Annotated in this window: 23 protein-coding genes; 21 read left to right on the top strand and 2 right to left on the bottom strand. The window is 40.6% G+C overall.

Going from position 1 to position 23,814, the window contains the following annotated elements; all coding sequences use genetic code 11:
• The 6 genes from CTER_RS02925 to CTER_RS02890 form a co-directional block, all read left to right on the top strand.
• A partial coding sequence (locus CTER_RS02925; RefSeq protein WP_004623596.1) for an RHS repeat-associated core domain-containing protein occupies window positions 1–6,876 on the top strand: 6,876 nt, incomplete at its 5' end.
• Window positions 6,877–6,902: 26 nt separating this feature from the next.
• Window positions 6,903–7,193 (top strand): hypothetical protein, encoded by a 291-nt coding sequence (locus CTER_RS02920; RefSeq protein ID WP_004623556.1) that lies wholly within the window; start codon window positions 6,903–6,905, stop codon window positions 7,191–7,193.
• A gap of 644 nt (window positions 7,194–7,837) precedes the next feature.
• Window positions 7,838–8,131, top strand: coding sequence for a hypothetical protein (locus CTER_RS02910; RefSeq protein ID WP_004623567.1), 294 nt, complete (start codon window positions 7,838–7,840; stop codon window positions 8,129–8,131).
• A 943-nt stretch (window positions 8,132–9,074) separates the two neighbouring features.
• Window positions 9,075–9,380 (top strand): hypothetical protein, encoded by a 306-nt coding sequence (locus CTER_RS02900; protein WP_004623465.1) that lies wholly within the window; start codon window positions 9,075–9,077, stop codon window positions 9,378–9,380.
• Window positions 9,377–9,670, top strand: coding sequence for a DUF6809 family protein (locus CTER_RS02895; RefSeq protein ID WP_004623443.1), 294 nt, complete (start codon window positions 9,377–9,379; stop codon window positions 9,668–9,670). The genes CTER_RS02900 and CTER_RS02895 overlap by 4 nt, the downstream gene beginning before the upstream one ends.
• Before the next feature lie 262 nt (window positions 9,671–9,932).
• Window positions 9,933–10,220, top strand: a complete 288-nt coding sequence (locus tag CTER_RS02890; protein WP_004623547.1) for a hypothetical protein — start codon at window positions 9,933–9,935, stop codon at window positions 10,218–10,220.
• A gap of 132 nt (window positions 10,221–10,352) precedes the next feature.
• On the opposite strand, the gene CTER_RS02885 is transcribed toward CTER_RS02890, so the two are convergent.
• Window positions 10,353–11,852 carry an MDR family MFS transporter gene (locus CTER_RS02885; RefSeq protein ID WP_004623487.1) on the bottom strand — a complete coding sequence of 500 codons (1,500 nt, stop codon included), beginning with the start codon at window positions 11,850–11,852 and terminating at the stop codon, window positions 10,353–10,355.
• Window positions 11,853–11,901: 49 nt separating this feature from the next.
• Window positions 11,902–12,327, bottom strand: coding sequence for a MarR family winged helix-turn-helix transcriptional regulator (locus CTER_RS02880; protein ID WP_004623572.1), 426 nt, complete (start codon window positions 12,325–12,327; stop codon window positions 11,902–11,904).
• Window positions 12,328–12,769: 442 nt separating this feature from the next.
• Between CTER_RS02880 and CTER_RS02875 the strand changes: the two genes are divergently transcribed.
• From CTER_RS02875 to CTER_RS02810, 15 genes are all read left to right on the top strand, one after another.
• Window positions 12,770–13,276, top strand: a complete 507-nt coding sequence (locus CTER_RS02875) for a phage tail terminator family protein (RefSeq protein ID WP_004623471.1) — start codon at window positions 12,770–12,772, stop codon at window positions 13,274–13,276.
• Between the two features lie 15 nt (window positions 13,277–13,291).
• Window positions 13,292–14,356, top strand: coding sequence for a phage tail sheath subtilisin-like domain-containing protein (locus tag CTER_RS02870; RefSeq protein ID WP_004623561.1), 1,065 nt, complete (start codon window positions 13,292–13,294; stop codon window positions 14,354–14,356).
• An 86-nt stretch (window positions 14,357–14,442) separates the two neighbouring features.
• Window positions 14,443–14,877, top strand: a complete 435-nt coding sequence (locus CTER_RS02865; protein ID WP_004623455.1) for a phage tail tube protein — start codon at window positions 14,443–14,445, stop codon at window positions 14,875–14,877.
• Between the two features lie 35 nt (window positions 14,878–14,912).
• Complete coding sequence (locus tag CTER_RS02860; protein WP_004623501.1) at window positions 14,913–15,317, top strand: phage tail assembly chaperone; 405 nt, start codon at window positions 14,913–14,915, stop codon at window positions 15,315–15,317.
• Window positions 15,318–15,539: 222 nt separating this feature from the next.
• The gene (locus tag CTER_RS02855) at window positions 15,540–16,952 is read left to right on the top strand and encodes a phage tail protein (RefSeq protein WP_004623497.1); all 1,413 of its coding nucleotides are present in this window, start codon (window positions 15,540–15,542) and stop codon (window positions 16,950–16,952) included.
• A complete protein-coding gene (locus CTER_RS02850; RefSeq protein WP_004623581.1) occupies window positions 16,953–17,573 on the top strand; it encodes a LysM peptidoglycan-binding domain-containing protein in 621 nt (206 codons plus the stop codon).
• Window positions 17,574–18,545 (top strand): XkdQ/YqbQ family protein, encoded by a 972-nt coding sequence (locus CTER_RS02845; protein ID WP_004623555.1) that lies wholly within the window; start codon window positions 17,574–17,576, stop codon window positions 18,543–18,545.
• A gap of 28 nt (window positions 18,546–18,573) precedes the next feature.
• The gene (locus tag CTER_RS26740) at window positions 18,574–19,038 is read left to right on the top strand and encodes a DUF2577 family protein (protein ID WP_004623552.1); all 465 of its coding nucleotides are present in this window, start codon (window positions 18,574–18,576) and stop codon (window positions 19,036–19,038) included.
• 37 nt (window positions 19,039–19,075) lie between these two features.
• Window positions 19,076–19,501 carry a DUF2634 domain-containing protein gene (locus tag CTER_RS02835; protein WP_004623609.1) on the top strand — a complete coding sequence of 142 codons (426 nt, stop codon included), beginning with the start codon at window positions 19,076–19,078 and terminating at the stop codon, window positions 19,499–19,501.
• Window positions 19,494–20,570, top strand: a complete 1,077-nt coding sequence (locus CTER_RS02830; RefSeq protein ID WP_004623540.1) for a baseplate J/gp47 family protein — start codon at window positions 19,494–19,496, stop codon at window positions 20,568–20,570. Before CTER_RS02835 ends, CTER_RS02830 begins: the two co-directional genes overlap by 8 nt.
• A complete protein-coding gene (locus tag CTER_RS02825; protein ID WP_004623527.1) occupies window positions 20,571–21,272 on the top strand; it encodes a putative phage tail protein in 702 nt (233 codons plus the stop codon).
• Window positions 21,273–21,283: 11 nt separating this feature from the next.
• Window positions 21,284–21,973, top strand: a complete 690-nt coding sequence (locus CTER_RS02820) for a hypothetical protein (protein WP_004623541.1) — start codon at window positions 21,284–21,286, stop codon at window positions 21,971–21,973.
• Window positions 21,974–21,986: 13 nt separating this feature from the next.
• Window positions 21,987–22,397: a hypothetical protein gene (locus CTER_RS02815; RefSeq protein ID WP_004623554.1), complete on the top strand. Its 411-nt coding sequence runs from the start codon at window positions 21,987–21,989 to the stop codon at window positions 22,395–22,397.
• Window positions 22,394–22,561, top strand: a complete 168-nt coding sequence (locus CTER_RS28180; protein ID WP_004623590.1) for a hypothetical protein — start codon at window positions 22,394–22,396, stop codon at window positions 22,559–22,561. The genes CTER_RS02815 and CTER_RS28180 overlap by 4 nt, the downstream gene beginning before the upstream one ends.
• 108 nt (window positions 22,562–22,669) lie before the next feature.
• Window positions 22,670–23,800: a glycosyltransferase family 2 protein gene (locus tag CTER_RS02810; protein WP_004623597.1), complete on the top strand. Its 1,131-nt coding sequence runs from the start codon at window positions 22,670–22,672 to the stop codon at window positions 23,798–23,800.
• Window positions 23,801–23,814 lie beyond the last annotated feature (14 nt).

The raw sequence follows: 23,814 nt of genomic DNA, 5'->3' as shown, positions 1-23,814 counted from the left end.
TTAAGCGGTGATACGATCCAGAACGTAAGCTTTCAAAACCCTGGCTCCTCCAAATTCAACATCCTAATAATCACAAAACCCATAGACTCAGGCTATACCTTTAACAGCTATAAAATCTGGAACATTCTCATAGAAGACTACCGCTACGAGCAATACTTCGGTCTTAACGGTATGAATCCTGCTACGGGAAACTTTTCTCGCACCTATACCGACCTGACCATGGACTCGCCGGGGTATGACATTGATTTCAGCAGAACCTACAACTCCAGGAGTGATAAAACTTCAGTATTCGGCAGAGGGTGGGCATTCAGCTACGAGGGCAGCGTCCAGGATTCACTCTACAGCGCTGATACAAAAGAAGTCAGACTGCCGGACGGAAGTGTTCAGACCTTTAAAATGAACAGTGACGGAACCTTTGCCGCAAATGACTCCCACAACACACTGGTACAAAACCCTGATGGAACCTATACTCTTACATCAAAGCAGCAGGATATATTCTATTTTAACTCAAACGGACATCTTGTAAAAATGCAGGACAAGAACGGCAACAGCGTTACCGTAAGCGTTGATTCCAAAGGCAGGGTGCAGGGAGTAACCGATCAGGCTGGAAGGTATTTTACCGTAACATATGAAAATGGATTAATAAAAAGCATAAAGGATGATACGGGTAACAGAACGATAACCTATGAATACCTTGACGACAGGCTGGTAAAGGTAACCGATGCAATGGGCAATGCAACAAGCTACACCTACGACTCCGAAGGCTTCATGACCGAGGTAAGCGACAGCTTCAATAAATCAATCGAGACTGTAACCTACATTCATGACGGAGAAAACAAGGACAAGGTTGAAAAGAGAACAGATGCAAACGGAAACGAATTTACATACTCATATGACAATATAAACTGTGTCACAACCATTACAGACAGCAATGGAAGGGTGACAACACAAAAATATGATAGTTCCTACAGCATAATTAATTCAACCGATGCTGAGGGCAAATCCACAGTATATGAATATACCAGGGATGAAAACGGAATAAACAAATATTCCGAGGAAAAATCCGTTACTGACCGCAACGGAAATAAAACTCAGTATGACAGAGATGCCAGCGGCAATGTGACAAAAATTACAAATCCAGATTCCAGTACCAGGGTAATGACTTATGACGAAAAAAATAATGTTACAAGTCACAAAGACGAAAACGGGAAAATGACCTTCTATGTATACGATTCTGGTAAAAGGAATCTGACAAAAAAAGTACAGCCGCTGAACGGAACCGACCAATATACCGATGGAAGCTCCGATCCAGAGAAGTTTGCCATTACTGCCTATGAATATTACACAGATTCCGAAGGTGCGGCATTGGGCTATAAAGCCAAGGGCCTGCTAAAATCCGTAACGGATCCTGAGGGGAATAAAACCATATACACATATGATACCTATGGAAATATCATTACAGAAACAGATGCCGAAAACAACACGCGCACTAACGAGTACGATGGATCAAGCCGGCTTGTAAAATCCACCACACCAAATGGAAATAATAACGGGTATGTATATGACAAAAACGGAAACCTTGAAATGCAGGTGATGGATGGAGGAGAAACCACCAGAATAACCTACGACTCGGAAGGCCGGAAAACAAAAGAAATATCTCCAAAATTGTACGATCCTTCGGAAGACGACATACAAAACCACCGGTATACCGGGGATGCAGGGTACAGGTATACATACTTCGACAACGGCAAGGTCAGAACAGTTACAGATCCGAACAATAATACAACATCATACACCTATGATATATATGGAAATGTTGTAACAGAAACAAAACCCAACGGCGCAAAATATACATATCAGTATGATTTGTTAAACAGACCCCTGAGAACATATTTCCAGGAAGATTCCACGGCAGGACAGGTATTGCTTGAAGAAAATACCTATCAAATTCTGGCAGGAGGGAAAACTCAGCAGACACACAAAAAATATTTGAATGACACCGAGGTGGCAGTCACTGTCAGCGTATTTGATTATGCCGGGAGACAAATATCGGAAACCAGGCCTGACGGCACAACAATTTCTACAACATATAATGCAAACGGCACAGTAAATTATACCACCGATGCAAAAGGGAATGTTACATATTATAAATATGACGGCTTAAATAGATTGACTGAAAAATGGACTCCTTTTGAAACAGTCAGCGGCAGTACCAGATTTACGTACAATAGTACGGTCTATGGCAAAGCCGGAGAAATAAGACAGGAAACAATTGGAAAAGATACGGTCCTCAAAGATGGCAAACCTGCCCAACAGATAACAAAAACCTATGAATACTATAAAAACGGCAAGGTAAGGAGCGTTACAGATAATGAAGGAAGAAAAACCGAATATCAATACGATGCAGACGGAAACGCAATTCAGGAAAAGGTATATACAGATACTGAAAACTATATTGTAACAGATTACCGGTACAATCACTTAGGTAAGGTCGCAGAAAAAACTGAACACTTAAAAGCAGGGGACCTTGAAGGCAATGATATCAACAGTACTGAAGATGTCAGTGTAACAACGGCTTACACTTATGATCAGAACGGCAACCTTGAGACAATGACAACTCCGGACAACATTACAACCACCTATACCTATGACAATATGAACAACCAGACCGGCGTAAGCCAGCCTGGTATGGATGAAAACGGCAACTCCGTGAACATATCCTCATCAACAAAATATGACTGGCAGGGCCAGCCGGTTGAAGAAATTGATGCAAACGGAAACATCACAAAATACACCTATGATCAGAGGGGTTTATTAACACAAATTACCGATGCTGCCAATAATACAACAGCCTTCTATTATGACAGGGCTGGAAGGAAAACAGCCGAAGTATCGCCAAATGCCTATGATTCATCAAAGACAATAGATCAGATGAACAGAGTGGAATATACCTATGACCTGATGGACAGGATTAAAGCCAAAACATATGCGGGAGAGGAAAAGAGACTGGATACTGACACGCACCAATGGACAACCCGGCAGGTAAGAATAGTACAGGAGGCATATAAGTACGATAACAATGGAAATCCTGTAAAAGCACTGGATGGACTGGGCTTTGAAGCAGCAACAGACAAAACCGGCCTGGACGCACAGATAAACACAGGCTACGGAACAGAATACACCTACAACCTGGCAAACAAACCTGTAACAGTACTGGATCCCGTATCAAAAGAGAGAGGCCTGAGTTATACAACCCAAAACACCTATGATGCACTTGGACGTAAAACCTCCGAAACAAATGCAAAAGGAGTCATAACAAACAATAATTATGACGATGCAGGAAACGTAACACAAATAACGGTAAATAAAACCTCAGCTGCGGCAGAAACAACACTAAAAGCCTGCACTTACGACAAATTGGGCAACCTGCTTACCGAAACAGATGCAAACGGAAATACGACAACATACCAGTACAATGCATTTGGTAAAGTAAGAAAAGCCGTATATCCTGGGGATGCAACAATACCTCAAAATGAAATAACCTGCCAATATGATGTGATGGGGAGACTGAAAATCCAGAAGGATACAAAAGGAGCAGTTGACACCTATACCTATAACAATCAGGGAGATATTCTGACACATATACAGCAGGCTCAGAACGGCTCAGATACAATAACCACCGGTTCAAGATACGATAAAAACGGAAACGTAAGGTATTCCAAAGATGCAAACGGAAATGAAACAGAATATATATACAACCACCAAAACAAGGTAATAGCAGCAAGGCAGACGGTATCGGGAGTAGAACGCGAAACCAGCTTCACATATGATGCCAACGGCAACAAGATTGCAGAAATCGACTGGAGGGGCAATACAACCACAAGCATATATGATGGCCTGAACAGGTTAATAGAGCAAAAAGATGCTTATAACCACAGCATACAGAAGCTGGAATACAACCATAACAATGTACAGGAAAAAGCTTATGATGCGTTGAACCAGACTACACAATACACCTATGACAAAAACAACAGACTGCTGGCGACAACAGATCCCGAAGGCCATACAACCAGCCAGACCTATGATGAATTGGGCAATATAGCAACGAAGAAAGACGGAAGAAACAACCAGACCTCCTATCAATATGACGAATACAACAGACTTAATAAAGTAACAAACGCCAAAAATGAAAGTACGGAGTATTCGTATGACCTGAACGGGAACCTGCTTTCACAAAAAGACGCAAAAGGCAACATAACCACCTATGAATACAATGCAGCCAACAAAGTATCAAAACGGATAGACCACGGCGGCCGTACAGGAACGCCAGGCAATTACAGCTATAATCCTGCAAAAACAGAAACCAGTACCTATAATGCAGATGGAACACCGGCTGCAAAAACAGACAGAAACGGAAAAACCATAAACTACACCTATGATATACATGGCAGACTGCTGACCCAGACCATAGGTTCTGAAACCATAACCTATACCTATGACGGCAACGGTAACCAGCTGACAATGACAGACAGCACGGGAACTACCGTCAGAACCTATGATGAGCTGAACAGGGTAACAGCAAAAACAGTGCCAAACATTGGAAAAAGCGTATATGAGTATGATATAATAACAGGCATGGAACCGGGTTGTTGGGCGGAAAACACAACAGATCCGAAAGGCAACGTAACCACAAAAGAATATGACAGGGCAGGCAGACTGAAAGCTGTCACAGCAGACGGAAAAACAACAACCTACAGCTATCTGGACAACGGGGCAAGAGAAAGTGTAGTATACAGCGGAGGAGCAAGAGAAGACTACACCTACTATGCAGATGGGCTGCTGCACACGCTGACAAACAAAAAAGCAGACGGAAGTATAATAGACACCTACAGCTATACCTACGATGCAGCTCACAACCAGATAACAAAAACCGATGCAAAAGGCACTACAAGTTATACCTATGATGTGCTGAACAGACTGGAAACAGTAAGCGAACCAAACGGTACAAAAACCACCTACACCTTCGACAAAGCCGGAAACAGGGAAACAGAAACCATCCAGTCGGAGAGCAGCACAGCACTCAATACATACAGCTATAACGAGCAGAACAGGCTTATGCAGGTAACCGCAAAACAGAACGGCACCCTGACAACCACAACGGCATACGCCTATGACAACAACGGAAATCAGCTCACAACCACCGTAAACGGCACGGTAACCGTCACAAACAGCTACGACAGCAGAAATCAGCTAATACGGGCAGTTACAGGCGGCAGCGCTGTAGAAAACCTCTATAACGGAGAAGGCTACAGAATAGAAAAAAGAGTAAACGGAGCAATAACCAGATATCTGTACGATTATGACAAGGTAGTCCTGGAAGTGGATCAGTCAAACACCCAGAAGGCCAGGAACGTATATGGCACGAACCTGCTCATGAGAACGGCCGACGGAACCACCTACTACTACATGTACAATGGACATGCAGACGTAACCGCCCTGTTAAGGCCGGACGGAACGATAGCAGCGACCTACTACTATGATGCCTTCGGAAACATAACCGACACAACAGGAAGTGCCAGCAACAGCATAACCTATGCAGGCTACCAGTACGACAAGGAGACAGGACTGTACTATCTGAACGCCAGAATGTATGATCCCAAAACAGCCAGATTCCTGCAAGAGGATATCTATCTGGGTGACCGCAACGACCCGTTGAGCTTGAATCTGTATACATATTGTCACAATGAGCCGTTGATGTATACTGATCCGACGGGGCACGTAACCATGAAGGTAGGTTCAAAAGGTGATGGAGTAGTTGCAATTCAGGAAATGTTGCAAAAGCTTGGTTATAATGTGGGTAAAGCAGACGGTGCTTTTGGTTCAAAGACAGAAACAGCAATAAAGCAATTTCAAAATGATTATAAAATAAAATCAGATGGCATAGTGGGCAATCAAACATTGACATATTTGAAATCAACATCAGCAACTGTGAATGCCCCGGATTATGCCAAAGAAGCTGCGATACAAAGTGCATCAAAAGCAAAAACGGGAGGTATTAGCGATAAAACGATATTAATGTCAAATACGACATTTAATAATACGTTAAATCAAATATCTAGTTTGCAGAAAGCTACAGGAGGGGTAGTCAAAACAGATGTTAAAGATGGTAAGGTAGTAATAACCGGCGTTACTCCAAAGTCTTCGCCAGCTGTATCAAATAACAGTAGCAGTGTTTCAAAAAATGGTAATCAGGGAACGGGGAATAGTGTTAGCCTCGACGACGCAATCAAAGAATCATTTAATAGTGCTTGGAATCAAAACCTCGCGAGTGATAAAACTCCATATGCAGCAAAGCAGCTTTTACCTTCTGGTTTGTATAATTTAACACAAGCTCCTGGAAGGAATCAAATGCTAAATACACTGGAGACTGAATTTGGAAAAGACTATAAAGATGCTGTAATACAAAGGGATTTTAACGAAAATATGCAAATTGCAAATGCGATGCTTTTTGTGGCCTCATTAGGTGCTGACTCCATGGCAGCAGTGCAGTATAATGCAGCTTTGGAAGCAAAAATTAGCGATGCAGCAGCTTCTATTGGAAAGAGTCCAGCAACGTTCAATACTGTAAATAGAGAGGTATCAATTATAATTCGAAATTCTACTTTACGAGATTCAGAAACAGGAAGGTTTATACAGAATCCTGCTATTGGAACTATTAGTAGATACAGCCCAATTAAAACAGTAACTAAGGATTTAACTCAAGAAACTATAAGCGCAAAGTATACTCAAGAGGTATTTGAGCAACTTAAGGCGAGTGCAGAGGCTGAAGACTTAAGGGATGCAATTGAAGTTTTATTAAAAACATTAAATAAATAATTATAAATAATTAGTGAGGGTTAAATATGAATTTTGATGAAAAAGATCTTATGGATGTAAAAGAAGCATATCGAAAAGTGTATATTAAAAGTAAAGAATTTGATTTATCTTCAGTTCAACAGAATGAAATATTAGAAAAACTGATAACAGAAATATTCATGGAAAAAATGAATAAACTCAGTGATGAAGGTACAATGTTTACAGATTCCGACAAAAGAGACATACTCACTAAAATAAGAGTTTTTATTAACAAGTGGCAAACGGAATTTGATGAAGCAGACTCAAAGCATTTTTTTAGTAACTTTTTTAAGAAATAGACGATATTCAATGGGAGTATCTATAAATCTAGGAAAGCTGACGAGCATAAGTGATTGCTAGACAGAATGGTGCTAAAACACTAAAAATTACCCACTTGTCACCTCCGTTGGTGCAGTTAATGCCAGGTGATGATCCACAGTGGACTAAGACATGGGCAGATAATGTTAATCAATTTAATGTGAAAAATGCATCTAAATTATGTTGCTACAAATGAGAAAGGCTAATAAATTAAAAGGATTTATTCGAAAGGAACGGTGTTATGCTATGTTGAAAGTGTTATATGGAAGACTAGCATACAAAAGAAAAATAGATATAATAGTTTTACCGCTTATTTTTATCTATATCATTTATACCTTCCCTTTTCTAGTGTTTACCTTACTTCTTGCGTTGAGGAGTTTGGGTGCATTTGGTAATGCATTTAAAGATAATTCTAGTAATATGGAGAAAATACTCCTGCATTTTTCAGCAATTGTTATTTCGTTTGGGTTATGGATATTTATTTCAATGATGATAGAAAATATATTACTAAAAAACAAATGACTAACAGAGGAAGCGGGTCTCATTTGGTTTGCTAGAAGTTTGGCTAATACTGTTTCAGCATTGGTGTAGCTAATGCTAGGTGATGATCTACGGTGGACTAGACATGGTTAAAAATATGAAGAATATGTTAAACATTTTATATGGAGATTTACATTTTCAGGGAAAAATAGATTTTATAATTGTTCCACTTAAAGTGCTTTATATAATATATTCTATACCCTTTTTGGTATTCGCATTTCTTTTAGTGGCAAGAAGTTTTGGGACATTTGGAAGTCCTAAAAATGAAAAGTTTGGTATTGTAAAGAAAGTGCTATTACATATTGCAGATATTTTCTGGTCATTTGTATTCTGGGGAATAATTATTAATGTACTACTTGGAAACTATAGTACTAAATGAAAATTTAAGAGTATGTCTATGACTTAACAGATAAATATCAAATCTTTTATGAGTACAGAAGTGAGGTATGTCTAAAAAACTTGCCTCACTGCCCCCTCACGGCCCGTCCTCATTGTTGACGGGCTAGACCCACAAAAGAGAAATATTCAAATAAAATTACTATAAATTTAACTTGCTAGGAGTGTCCCGTAATCTGTGTAAATGGAGTAATCTAACATAAAATTGTGCATAATATAATTATAATGCTTTTCCAAGGAATATTGTAATAGCCTTACTGAGTGATTGTGCTGTATCTTTCGCCAACTCGTTAATCTGAGAAACAGTAAAAGAACATGCTTTTTATCTTCCATAAACTGCTCAAAAATAAATCAGTATATATATCGAATTACATCAAAGAATTCCATCCTGCTCTAAACAGAAGAGATGGTGGTAGTTCTCCTTAATTCAGACATTTCAAATAAATCCACACGTTTATTGAGCTGGATGGTGATATCTTCCAACACACCATAAAAATCCATATTTAGAAGTTCTCCTTTACTGTTTGTTCCATATTGTACATTACAAAAATATACTTATTGATTTTAAAACTATTGACTTTATGGAGTGCAAAAAGTGAGGTGATGATTTTTGAGTCCACGAACAGGGCGGCCAAAAGCGGATAATCCCAAGAATATCAGCATCAAAGTACGTTTTGACGAGGAAATAAATAATGCTTTAACTGCTTATTGTGCAAAGCATAATATTTCTCGAACAGAGGCGATAAGGCAGGGATTAAAAATGCTTTTGTCCAAAGAAAAATGAAAGGAAGCGGCGCCCTCTCACAAAAGATACACGCCACTTCCCATACCGACAACCGCCCAAAGGCAATTGCAGCGTAAATATTATATCATGCGCTGAAGTTCCTATCAAGCTTGCCGGAAAACTGACTGAAAGGATGGCGCTTATGACAAACGAAGAAAGCAAAATGATTAAAACCTTCATCAATATGCGGGAAGAGATTGCAATAAGTCGTTTAAAAAACAATTCACAATATCTGGAATTATGTACATTGCAGGAGAAAACTGAAAATATGGTGGAGGAACTGTTTCAGCGTTTTGAGAGAGCTGAGTTTATAACCATTCACCGCCATTATGAAGGCGAAACCAGAAAACATGGTTTTGAAATTGATGAAGTTTATATTCAAGGTATGAGAGACAGCAGCAAAATTTTGACCTTTCTTGGAGCCCTCAGCATAGAGGTGAGCCTATGAAATCCATATTACAGGAACTGTTTAATGGCAGTATATACCCTGATGAATTGATCATTTCAAGAGACCCTGACTATTCACTATTAAGTAAAAAGATATCCGAAATGATGAACATGTGGAGAAATAAGCTTTCAAAGGATGAATTTGCGGAGTTTGAGGCTCTGATGGACTTACGTTCTGAAGTGGATTCTCTTCATGCTGAAGCGTCGTTTATGTATGGTTTTAAGCTTGCCACATGGATTATGATTGAAGTGATTACTGGGAAGGGGGAGCTTGTACGTAATAAGAATTAAAGCTTGTACTCACCAGGATTAGAACTGTGCCATTGATGTAGTTACAAAAGATGATGTACAGGCTATTTTGGGTTATGGTATAAGTTAACAATACCACCTATTACTGCTTATGATGAATATGACCGAAAAGGGCGGGTTGACAGCCCACCCTTTTTATCAATCTTTTGAGCTATAAATTAGATAACTTGGAAAAACTTTTTTATCCTGTGGCATTTTTGAACATGATTTGGTAAAATTAAATGAGGAATGGAGAGTGTAGCAAATGGAAGATAAAATGTTTGAATTAGTGACAAAAATGTATGATGAGTTTTCGGAATTCAGAAAAGATATGAATGAATTCAGAAAAGAAACAAAAAAAGAAATAAGAGGCCTGAAAAATGATGTAATCAGGTTTGAAAATAAGCTTGATGCAGTTTTTGATGGGTATAAGCAAACTTTTGAAAAGCTTACAGTTGTTGAAAAGAAGGTAGATGATCTTTCAGCAAAAGTTGAAAAGCAGGATGTAGAAATAACAGTTATTAAAGGCGGAAAGAAAACTAAATCAAAATGATGAAAACATCTAATACATATTAAAAATCAGGTTTATAGATGAGACCTGATTTTTTTTGTTTCAGTATTTGGTATATTTAAAACTGTTAACGAGAAACATAAAACCTGCAAGGGGGGATTTGTCCCCCGGTGTTCACATGTCCAAACTTATGCTGTCCGTATCCAATACCTTCTCCTCAGGTGCTTTGGAAGCTTTCTTCAGGAAGAGGGCCGGTATTAGTCCTAATAAAGTTAAAACCGATGCTGCCAAAAAAACATCCTCGAGACCTTTTACAAAAGCCACATCTTGAATCCGGGCAGCCTGTGAAGTAACAGTTTTTCCGGCTGACATAAGGCCGGTGCTGATTTGTGCGGCATAATGGGTTATGCGGCTTGTTAAGATGCTGGTCAAAGCTGCAATTCCAAGGGAGCCTGATACCCTTGATATGATATTTGATATGGCGGTTGCAGCACCGACCTCAGAATTTGTAACAGAGTCCAGGGACGCGGCCTGAGCGGATACGGCAGCAAAGGCCATACTTATACCTCTTAAAACCATCCAGTAAATGATTTTGGAATTGCTTGTTGTGACATCAATGCCGTGTAGCATGTAAGTGGTATAGGCAAGACTTATGATACCGAATATCGCAAGGGGTTTCGGGCCGGTTTTATCATACAGCTTGCCTATAACCGGCATTAACAGGCCGGAAACCAGAGCACCCGGAAGCATAATGAGGCCCGTATCAAGAGCACCTAAGCCTTTGATATTCTGTAAAAACAAGGGTACAAAGAATATACCGGAAAATAAGCCTACAGTGGTAATAAAGGTTGTTATATTTGCTGCTGTAAAATTTCTGTTTTTAAAAACTCTTATATCCAGCAAAGGATTTTTAAGCCTTAATTCCAAAAATAAAAACATTCCAAATGCAGCCACGCTAATAAGCAGTAAAAGGATTGTTGTACCTGAGGTCCAGCCCCAGTCACTCCCTTTGCTCAGAGCAAGCAGCAGGCTGAAAAGCATTATGACGGCAGTGACGGCACCTCCAAGGTCCAGCTTTTCCACCTTCAGTCTTTCAAATTTGGGAAGCAAAAAAACAGATAAAATTATACCGATAATCCCTATGGGAATATTTATTGTAAATATCCATTTCCAGTCCACATATTCAACCAGGTAGCCTCCGATGGTGGGACCCAGAGCCGGAGCAATCAGAAGGGCCACTCCGACAATACCCATTGCGGTTCCAAAGCTTCCAGCGGGAACAATTTTTTTAACCATTGTCATCATGGTGGGCATTAACAGACCTCCGCCCAAAGCTTGAATCACTCTCGAAATAATAAGGGAATTCACGCTCCAGCTTATAGCACACAAGAACGATCCGAAAGTGAACATTGACAATGCAAAAATGTATAATTTTTTATAACCGAATTTATCTCCGGCCCAGCTGCTAAAGGGTATTACAACACCCAGAGCAAGCATGTAAACTGTTACGACCCATTCGATCTGACTGGCCGTTGTATTAAAAACCTGCATCATTTTAGAAATAGCTACGTTAACAATACTGGAATCCAGGATCGACATGAAGCCGCCGATTAGAGCTGCCAGGATGGGCAGAACCCATTTTTGATCATTTTTAGTTTGAGTGATTTGAGTCATTTTGACAATCCTTTCTATAAAGCATATTACAAAAATGCAATAATCCGGTTCAATTATCGGTTTCTTTTATCAAGTGTTTCTGCAGGGTCTGCAAATCCTCCAGAAAATGTTTCAGGAATTCCGGGGGAAGTGTGTCCAACAAAGTGGTTAATTCACCGTCGGCTTTTTCAACAAGGGATACAATCATATCCTTTAATTTTGGTGTACCCTGTATAAGAATGCATCTCCTGTCTTTTTTATCATGGATTCTTGTTAAAAAATCCTTTGTTTCCAATCTGTCGAACAAGCTGGTCAAAGTACTGGCAGGGACACCCGTTTTCAACGAGAGATCTGTTATTTTACATGGGCCGTTTTTATTGATTTTCCAAAGTATGATCAATTCTGTTACAGATATGTCGCTGGATTTTACAAGAGGCGACAATGCTCTTAAAATCCGGGCATTTACCTGTGTAAGCAGTTCTATCAATTCAAACAAATGAAAACCTCCTTAAAATAATTTTGCTGTATGATTAAAATATTACCAATAAAAAATATCCGAATATGTATATTACCAAATCGTAATAAATATAACACTCTATCTCAGATGAGTCAAGAAATATCAGTAAAATGTCCGTAAAAAGCAGGACAAAAACGGGATGAAACCTGAATACATTTGTGTTAAAATGCAAAATGTAAAGAAATGTAAAAAAGCTCTTGGATTTTTATTCAAAGGGCTTTTTTATTGTCCGGGAATTATAAATTTTTTTGCACAGAAATTAGTATGAAATGCCTGCAGGTAAAGATGTACAAGAGAATGTAAAGAATTCCCGCACAATAAAAAATATTAAAATAACATCCTTTATTCGCCTTATAGCGGATGAAGAGTGAACAAATTTCATTACATTTTATGGCCGCAAATGTGGCTCATGGAGGTTAATATGCAGAATGTGTTTGACGCCATTTGTTCATTGATAAGCGAGGCTTTCCCGGGTGTTAAAATCTATTTTACCGGAATAGACAGCAGTATTCAGGTTTCAATCAACAATACCCTGCCGGAGGCAAAGATATACTGCACGGGAACCGAAGCAGGCTTTGATATCCCCAGCATTCTGGTGACTCTGACCGGGTATGAGTTTTCAGATGCAAATAGGGGTATGTCTGCTGAAAAATTATCCTTCAAAATAACCCAACATTTTTATTCAAGCTGTCTGGACAGAAATGAGGGGAAAAAGCAGATTGAACAATTTGTAAAACTGAAGAGATTATTCAGCAGCGGATTTACGGTAAGTGACGGAACCAAGGCAGAGTTAAACAGGCTGGAAGCCGGTATGAACCAGCAGGACATGTACCTGGTCGTACGTCTGGAACGCTTTTTGGAAAAAGATAATGTAGAAGGGGAATACGATATTATGAAATCGCTGGAATACAACCAGCGCAACATTTAAAAGGAGGATTATGTTATGGGTTTGCCAAAAATCAGTATTGCATTCAAAACAGCCGGTATAACAGCTGTTAAAAGGGGAGAAAGAGGCATAGTGGCGCTTGTTTTGAGAGATGATGCTCAAACCGGAGTTTTTACCATGTCGGAAATTGATGAGATTCCGGCAGGAATAAGTGATTACAACCGGGAGCAGATACAGTTGGCCATGATGGGGACAGCCAACCCGCCTAAAAGAGTCATTGCCTATTTCATTTCCATGAGTTCGGAAAACTATAATGAAGCGATGAATTATCTCGAAACAGTAAAATGGGACTATATTGCCATTCCTGAAATAACGTCCCAGGATACCTTGACGGTGGCAACCTGGATCAAGCAGCTGCGTAATAGCAGGAACAAAAAGGTGAAAGCCGTATTGCCGGATTGTGCTTCGGATAACGAAGGGATTGTAAATTTTGCTACAGACAGTATCAGGACTGCTGACAAAACTTATACCGCAGGCCAGTACTGCGGCAGAATTGCAGGAATACTTGCAGGTATGCCGCTTACCATCTCGGCCACATATCAGGTGCTGCCAGAGGTTACCGATGTACCGCACCTTAAGGATACCGAATTGAATGAAGCAATAGATGCCGGAAAACTTATTCTGTACCATGACGGTGAAAAGGTTAAGATAGCGCGTGCCGTCAATAGCTTTGTATCTGCGACCCAGGATAAGGGTGAGGATTTTAAAAAGATAAAGATCATGGATATTCTTGATCTGATCAATCAGGATATTACAAAAACCGCAGAAGACTATTATATCGGAAAGGTGGCCAACAGCTATGATAACAAGTGCCTTCTTATATCGGCCATACAGGCATATTTTGAGGCACTTGAACTGGATAATCTTCTGGATCCCGGTAAAAATCAGGTTTTTATAGATATTCCTGTCCAGAGCAATTTCCTGAAGGGTACAGGTGTTGATGTGAGCAGCATGAATGAGCAGCAGATAAAGGAAGCAAATACAAAGGACAAGGTATTCCTTGCTGCCAATATTAAACCATTGGATGCGGTGGAGGATATTACCCTCAATATAAACCTTTAGCGAAGGCATGCGGCTGAAAAGCGAAGCAAACATTAGTGCTTTTATTACTATTTGTGTCGCTGCATGGCAGCAGAATGGAGATCAAAATGAATGCAAAGAGAATTATTAACGGAACCTGGGGCGAAGTATGGCTGGATGATGATAAGGTCGGCGAATGCAAAGGTTTGCAGGCCAAGATAGAGATACAGAAGGAAGATGTAAAACTGTGCGGACAAATGGCCCAGGATACAAAAATCACCGGATGGAAGGGAAAGGGCACGCTGAAATTATATAAAACCAGTTCCCGTCTTGCTCTTAAAATAAAAGACGAAGTGCTCAAGAATGGAAAAGATATCAGATTTAAAATAATATCAAAGCTGGCTGATCCGGATGCATCAGGAGCTGAAAGGGTTGTTATCAAGAATGTGAGCTTTGACGATTTGATGCTGGCCGACTGGGAAGCTGCTAAAAACGGAGAAGTTGAGGCACCATTTACTTTTACCGATTTTGATTATCTTGATATAATTCAGCCGGAAAACTGATATTCCGGCTCTGGAAATAATGGAGGTGTAGATTTATGAACCTTACTGAAATGCTTCTGGCAAGTGATATAAGTGAATTCAGTATGCCTGAGAGGGAACTGGAAATCAAAAGACTGAGCAATTTGTACAGGCACCCGTTTGTTATTACCTTCCGTGCCATAAGGCCGGATGAAGAAGAGGAAATACAAAGGGACTGCATGACCATAACCAAGGACGGAGTGGATTTGGACTCTTCAAGGATGAAATATTCAACTGCGGCAAAATGTATTTTAAGTCCGGATATAAGGAATAAGGAGCTCCAGAAAAAATTCAATGCTGAAAACCATATGGAGCTGCTTAAGAAAATGTTCCTAATAGGAGAAGTTTCGGCTGTATATGATCAGATCCAGGAATTAAGCGGTTATGGAAAAGATAAGGTGGAAGAAATAAAAAACTTGTAGGCAGGGATAGGATTACCTATCTCTGCTATAGAAACTGGCAGAAAGGTATTCTTCCGGGTACTACATACAATCTGTCGGCAGGTGAAAAAACAGTCCTCGAGGCATTTATAAGGTATGAGGATGAGCAAAAAAGTGAAGCAGTCAGAGAAATATGCGAATCCGAGGCATTCTGCCCATATGTGCTGCTGAATCTGCTGTAGAATCGGTAAAGGCGGTGAGATTGTGGAAGAAGCAATAGGTTTAAGGAATATAGACATTGTAGTCAGTTATCTGGAGAAAAACAGGACTAAAGTACAGGAAACAATGAAAACCCTTGAAACAATGGGTAAAAAGGTATTCACTCCTGCGATAGAGATAGCTGATAAGACCAAGGGGAAAATCAAAAGTATAGAAAAAACCATGCTGGAATTTGATAAAAAAGTGCTGGGGCCCATAATCAAAATAACAGGCGGAGATAACAGCAAGCTTAAATTCCTCCAGGATGGACTGATGTCCCTGGACAAAAAAGTGTTCAAACCGGCCATAGAACTGGTGGACCAAACAAAAAATACAATCAGCAGTATAAAATCCGGCCTGGATTTTCTGAGCAAGTCTGGAACAAAGATTTTTGACATGATGACTAAATCGGCTGTGTTCTTCTCGGCAGCCCTTGATATGGCAAAAGCGGGAACCATTAAGGCGACACTGGCGCAATGGGGATTTAATGCGGCAATGCTTGCCAACCCCGTTACATGGATTGTTGTTGGGGTAATTGCTCTCATTGCCGCCATCATATTGCTGGTAAAAAACTGGGACAGGGTAAAGCAGACAATTTCGGGATTCATCACATGGTTTAAAGGTGTTTTTTCAGCGATAGGTACCTGGCTGTCAGACAACTGGAGGAAAGCCGTAACAGCGGTGCTTTTGGCAATGGGTCCTGTGGGCTGGGCTGTACTGGCGCTGGTGCGGGTTATCAGAACCAACTGGGATTCAATCAGGGAAGCTGTGGTTACGGTGTGGAATGCTGTTGCAGCATTTTTCACAAATCTCTGGGATGGTATAAAAAGCACCGCCCTTACTGTATGGAATGCCATAGGAGACTTTATCGGCAGCATTGGAGAAGCTGTAATGGGTGTTTGGAACGGCATAATGGAATGGTTTTCGCAAAAGTTTCAATGGGTCAGGAGTTTTTTAAATGAAATAGCAAACAATCCTGTTTTTAAGCTTATTTCCGGTTCTGTTGACGGCACGGTAAATGTTACAGGTAAAGTAATATCAGGGATTTCCGACTGGGCTCTGGGGGAGGATGTCAATCAGGCACGGAAAGTTCAGATGAAAACAGTGGAAAGGGAGAAAATCCACGGTAAAGCGTCCGGCAGGGAGATAAATAGCAGCACAGCTGTTAAAAGTAATACCATACGCGCAGCGGCTCAACGGCGCCCGTCTGAGTCTCCCATTCAGCAATACAGGAAACTCAGCCAGCCGAATAAAATTAACAAAGCCGCTGCAAACAGGAATGCTCCTGATACTGTAAATATCACTATACCCAAACTGGCTGACAGTATCATAGTCCGGGAAAAGGAAGATATCGACAGGCTGGCTGCAGCAATTGTCGGGAAATTAAAACAGCACTCTGTTAACATGGGGGTGGCCTAAATGGAAATATCGCTTATACACAGCGTCAGTGATGAAAAGCTGATCCTGCCGGTTTCTCCAGAGGAGTTTACCATACAGGAAGGCAGCAACAACCAGGTTGTCACTGTTGAAAATCTGGGTGAACTGAATATTTTCGGAAAGCCTAAACTTGTATGTATAACCTTGTCCAGCTTTTTTCCGGGACAGAACTACCCGTTCTGTACATCGGTTAATAAGGAGGACCCGCAGCCCTATCAGGATTACGTTGAATTGCTCGGCAGATGGATGAAGGACGGAAAACCGTTGATACTCAATGTACAGAATACCCGTTTCAACCTTACCTGCTGTATAGAGAACTTTTCCTACGGGGAGAAGGATAGCAGCGGTGATGTATACTACACCCTGGAATTGAAGGAGTACCGCATTGTCAATACCGTGACAAACTCAAGTGATAAAGGCGGCTCAAATCAACGGCAGCAAGTCAGGGAACCTGCAAAAACACATATTGTCAAATCGGGAGACACACTCTGGATGATCGCACAGAAGGAATACGGTGACGGCTCACGCTGGAAGGAAATTGCTTCTAAAAATGGCATTAAGGATCCCAAAGGACTTCAGCCGGGTCAGAGGTTGGTGTTATAAATGAAAGTGTTTTATTTGCCGCAGGACGGCAAATCAATAGAAATTACATGCTTGTGCAGCAGTGTGCGGTGGAGCGGAGATTCTCAGCAGGCGGCAAGAAAAGTTGAGCTGGAAATTATTGCATCGGCCTATGATAAAAACATACCCAGGGTTAATATTTCGCCGGGAAGTATGATTACACTGGTTAATGATGATAACATTGAAATATTTCAGGGATTTGTATTTATGCAGGAAAAGGATTTCAGCAGCCAGATTGCAAAAGTGCTTTGTTATGATGCAATGATATATCTGACAAAGTCAAAAGCCAGCTATAATTTCCGTGATACGACAGCAGAGCAGATATCGGGGAGAATATGCCGGGACTTTGGCATAACGCAGGGAACTATTGCTGCCACAGGTATAAAGCAAAGCCGTATATTCATCGGAAAAACCCCCTACGAAATAATTATCGAAGCCTATAACAATGCCGCAAAGCAAAATAAAAAACAGTATATTTTCATAATGAAGGAAGGAAAGCTGACCATTGCAGAAAAGGGAAATCTCAAAGTTGACTATCTGCTGGACCCGGAGGCAAATATAAGCAGTTCACGGTACAGCGAGAGTATAGAAAACATGATCAACACAGTCAAAATTTATGATGACAGGGGCAATATAGCAGGTAAAAGGCAAAACGATGACTGGGTTAAATTATATGGTGTTTTGCAGGAGGCATATCAGAAGGAAAACGGTAAAAATGCGGCAACTGTAGCTGATAATATGCTTAAGGATATGGAGAGAAACGGTGAAATTGAAGCTCTGGGAAACACCGATTGTATCACTGGAAATGCGGTTCAGATCAAAGAAAGCTACAGCGGTATAAAGGGTCTTTTCTATATAAGCAGTGATAACCATACCTGGAAAGAGGGCTTGCATACAATGCAATTAACTCTGGATTTTGAAAAAATCTGCACCGAAGCGGGGACGGGTGTATAGTGCCCGGAATGGGTACATGGAGGTTAAATTGAAAACAAATAATCCATATACTGAAATGCTTAGGCTCATACAGGAACACGGAGCAAAATACAATCCTCCGTCCATCCGGCTGGCAGAGGTTTTGGCGCCGCCTCCCGAGCTTATTATTAAACTGGGCGATATACAGGTTGACAAAAACAACATATTGATTGCCGACTACCTTCTTGAAGATTATAAAAGAGCATACTTTGCAAACGGAAGACTTGTATTCAAGGATGACAAACTGGGAGGAGAAACTGAACAAAATGCGTGTCAGCATCCTCATCCCCATAAAATGAAATCCATTGAGGCTGATACATATGACTATCACATTGAAGGCAAGGGCGGTGAAGCCAGCGGCCTCTGGTTCAAGGATACTCTTGTAAAGGGAGACATGCTTGCGGTCATGCCAACTTATGATATGCAGCTGTATATCATTCTGGCAAGGCTGGTGAGGCCAGATGCGTTTGCTTAGCGTATAGGTACAGGTGTTTGAAAAGGTGGTGAAAGCAATGGGTGAAAATATATTTCCTTTTATCAGCTATCAGGAGCCAAAGGAATATGTTGAAGAAAAAAAGATACCAAAGGAATTTGCCTGGGATTTCGGCAAAAATCAGTTCATCCTGGAGAACGGAAAGATGAAGATTCTTGAGGGAGCCGAGGCCTTAAAGGTTTGGATATGTAAAATGCTGAAAACTCAGAGGTACAGATATCTGATATATTCGTGGAACTACGGCAGTGAGCTGGAGAAGCTGATAGGTGCCGGATATGCCTCAAATACCGTTCAGAATGAAGTGAAGAGGCTTCTGGAAGATGCGCTGCAGGTTAATTCGGGCATAAAGGGTACTAAAAATGTAAATGTGACATTCAGCGGCGATAAACTGGACTTAAGTTTTACCGTCATTACCGATTACGGGGAGGTGAAAATAAATGTATGAGATGTATACCAAAGAATTTCTTCAGAATAGGATGCTGGGTAGGATCAAAACCGATATAGACAAATCGGAAGGCTCTTTTACCTTTGATGCAATTGCGCCGGCAGCCATAGAGCTTGCGCAGACCTACATAGAACTTAACGGTATATTGGAAAAGGCATTTGCCCAGACATCCTATGGTGAATGGCTGGAAAAACGCGCCGAGGAATACGGTGTATACCGTAAAGCGGGGACCCGTGCATACGGAGCGGTCACATTTTACGGGGCAGACGGAACGGCCGTACCTGAAGGAACCTTGGTTCAGACAGAGGCAGGTCTGCAGTATGAGACTGTTAAGGAGATTACAATTGCACAGGGTAACGCTATCGTAAATATCCGGGCAGTCACTGAAGGGACACAATACAATATTCCTGCAAGAACCATCTCCCAACTGCCTGTTCAGCTCACCGGCATAACAAAAGTGGAAAACACCGGGCCCATAGTCGAAGGCAGGGACATGGAAAGCGAAAGTGATTTTATACAGAGACTGCTTTTAAAAGTCAGGAAACCTGCCACCAGCGGCAATAAAAACCATTACAGGCAATGGGCTCTCGAGGTTCCGGGTATAGGTGATTCCAAAGTTTTTTCGCTTTGGAACGGTGCAGGAACGGTAAAAGTCCTTGTGGTTGACAGCAACAGAAATCCGTTAAACCCGGAGGGTGAGTTGCTGAAAACAGTAAGAGACTATATTAATGATAACAGGCCATTAGGAGCGGATGTTACGGTGGAATCGGCAAGAAGGCTGGATATAAATATTGCGGCAAATGTTGAAGTTGAAAAAGACCATTCCATGGATTTGATCATGCAGGAATTTAAAACAAAAATTGTTGCCTATTTAAAGAGTATCACCTTTCTTGATAATTTTGTAAATTACCTGCAGATAGGAAAAATACTGGTGGATACCGACGGAGTTAAAAGGTGCCATAGCATGAAGGTAAACGGCGGTACCGACGATATTGAAATTGATGCTGAAGAATGTCCTGTTCTGAATGAGGTGAACATAGCTCAGACTGTAGAACAGGAGGTATCTTAAATGAAGGAAGATTTCGGGGGTAAAGCTGCGGATATTCCGGCTGAAAAAAATTTGATGTCCTACATGCCGGGTTACTATATTGAAAACTATATTATGAGTGACATCCAGAATTCAATTTCTGCCGAACTGGGTGAGTTGGACAAACATACGTCGGATACTCTGAAACAGCTTTTTGTAAAGTCTGCCACCTGGGGGCTGAAACTGTGGGAAGCCGAGCTGGGTATACCTCTTGATTCAAATAAACCCGAGGGAACCAGGAAAAACGCTGTTCTGGGAAAAATAAGAGGTTTGGGCATTACAGCACCTGATACCATAAAGGAAATGGCCGAATTATTCTCAGGCGGAAGAGCCGTTGTCACCGAACTTTATGATGAATACAAATTCATTGTCAAATTTTTTGAAATCCGGGGTATTCCAAGCAATTTAAGAGAGTTGAGCGAAGCCATAGAGGAGATAAAGCCTGCCCATCTGACTTTCAGCTATGAGTATACCTGGTTAATCTGGTATGAGACTTCAGGTTATCTGTGGGATGAAGTCCGTTTATTTACATGGGACGTATTCAGAGTTCAAAAGCCCAAATACGGTATGGGCAGTCCGGTAACATGGGGGATTGCACTCTGGTCGGAGGATATCCGGTTCTGGAATGTATTAAGGAAGATAACCTGGGAAGAAATAACAAAAATAAAACTTATTAATTATTAGGAGGTACCAGTATGCAATTTACAGCTAATTATGATTTTAAAAAACCGGGAGGAACTGATCTCGTAAATGTTGACGATCTGAATACGAATTTTGACAATATTGATGCTGCACTTACACCATCTGCAGACCCAACGCTTGTACCGGCTTCAAGCGGCCCTGCAAAACTGTTCCAGTGGGTTTCATGGATTACCAACAGAATCAAGGCCATCACCGGCAAAGACAAATGGTATGAAGCACCCGACACAAATCTTGCAGACATAGTGTCCACTGCCACCGCAAACAAGGTGCTGAAACTGAATGGCGATGCAAGGCTGCCGGCCAGCATTACAGGAGATGCCGACACACTTGACGGCAAACACGCCGATGCTTTTGCTCCTGTTAATCATACACATGCAGCACCGTTTTTTGCAAAGACAGGTGTGGTTTCTCACGGTAATAAAATTCAAAAAACCCCTGGTTACCAGAATTATGAGTACATGGTATCTCTTGCTTCTATTGATGCATATGGAAGTTCATTTGACATTTCCTTGGCAACCAGGGGGTCATATCCGAATTATTACACAGTAGCAAGTGATATAACGAGACTGGGGTATGTCTGTTCTGTTGATAAAACTACTCTTGTGGTTACTGCCCAAGCTCTGGCCGATAACAATACCTGGGTTTCAGGGTCTGCCAATTATATTGAAATAGCTTGGAATTAAGGGGGGGGGTTATATGTATCAATTAATGATAGTGGACACTCAGGGCAATATTGTAGGTGGTTGTACTGACAGCAGCTGTTTACCTGATGCTGAGAAGGTAACAATCCAGGAAAACTGTATAGGGGTGGAAACTCCGTACAATCTGGATTTGATATTCAATTCTTCCCAATATCACTATAGAAATGGCGTATTTATAAAAAAGGAACCGATACCATATCAAATTACAAAATGTTATTTAGAACAAAATGAAACTACGACTATTTTTGTACCTGAAGGCACTATTGCAGTAATAAATGGAATGGAATATGAAATTGATGACGGAATTATAGAATATTCCAACCCAAATATAGGAGTTTATCAAATACAGCTAACGTTAAACGGCTATGCTAAAACACAAGTTTGTGTAGAGGTGATAGAAGAATGAAAATTGAAATTAACAAAAAAACTACATTAGAAAGCCTTGAACTAGATTTACTTTGTTTAAAAGAAGAATTATGTAAAGTACGTGATATAAATACAGATTTAGCTAAACAATTCAAAGAACTTACGGATGAGCTTGTTAATAAAGGAATTATATCCGATGTCTAAGATTCAAAGAGGGTGGAAACACCCTCTGAACCTAAGAATTTTGTTTATAAGAGAGCATTATATGGTTTATATTTGGTATGGCAGAAATATAATCGCATGGAGGAGAATATGAAAAAATTCAGTTTTGTAATTCCCACGTACAATAGTAAAGTTATGCTAAAGTATTCTCTTGAAGCTTTAAACAACCAGTTAGGCTACACTTCTTCGGATTATGAGGTTATTTTAGTGGATGACGGTTCAGTGGATGATACCTGGGACTATATAAAGGGAACAAACAGAAATTATGATCTTCAATATATATATCTTGAAAGGGAGCCTTGTTCAAGCCGCGCCAGGGCTAGAAACTTTGGATGGAAATCGGCACAGGGTGAAATTGTTGTTTTTGTTGATGCCGATATTATAGTAAAACCGACGCACCTTTCGGAACTGGACAGGCTCTATACATACGAAAAGGATATAGTTGTACAGGGAACCCGGTTAATGCTTCCAAAAGGAGCTGTTATAGACTTCGATAATCTGTTTCAGATATATAACTTTAACAGAAAGAAACTGACTTTAATAGATATTGCTTATTTTGTATATGATTTTCTATCCTACAATATCTGTACAGTAAGAACTCCAGGAATATTATTTTCTACCTGCAACTCGGCTGTTCCGAGAAAATACCTGGAAGCTACCAATGGGTTCGATGAGAATTATATAGGCTGGGGGATTGAAGATATGGACCTTGGCTGTCGGCTGCATGCTTTAAAGGATGTGAAGTTTGTAGTCAGCAGCAGGCTGGAGTGCTTGCACCAGTTCCATAAGCATAGTGCAAATCTAAGTGAAGAGTTAAAAAGGAACAGGACAATATTTGAAAATAAATATCCAAATGCAGCCGGAAATCTTCCTATAACCAGTGAAATAGACATTTGGAACGTTCTTTGGATTCCGGATGATGAATATTTGGAGAGATTTGCAGGAAAACAAACCAAGAAAAAAAATAAAATTGTTTTGGAATTTAGAAACAGAGAAAAGTTTAACCAGCTTAAAGAAGATATCCTACAGATGTCAGATCGGGAAGAACTGGATGTTGAAGTATATGATTATTGTGAAGACACTGATCTGGATATATGGATTACGCTTCTTGGAGTGAGGAAAAGCACTCCGAAATACTTTCCTGTATCACGGAGAATAGGCAAGCTTTTACCGGAAGAAAGGTCAAAATTTCTTTCAAGCCTAAAAGAAGCCCAGTATTAACAGGCCTCTTTTAC

Source organism: Ruminiclostridium cellobioparum subsp. termitidis CT1112 (genome assembly GCF_000350485.1).
Taxonomy (GTDB): Bacteria; Bacillota; Clostridia; order Acetivibrionales; family DSM-1351; genus Ruminiclostridium; species Ruminiclostridium termitidis.
This window is presented reverse-complemented; position numbering and strand designations above follow the sequence as displayed.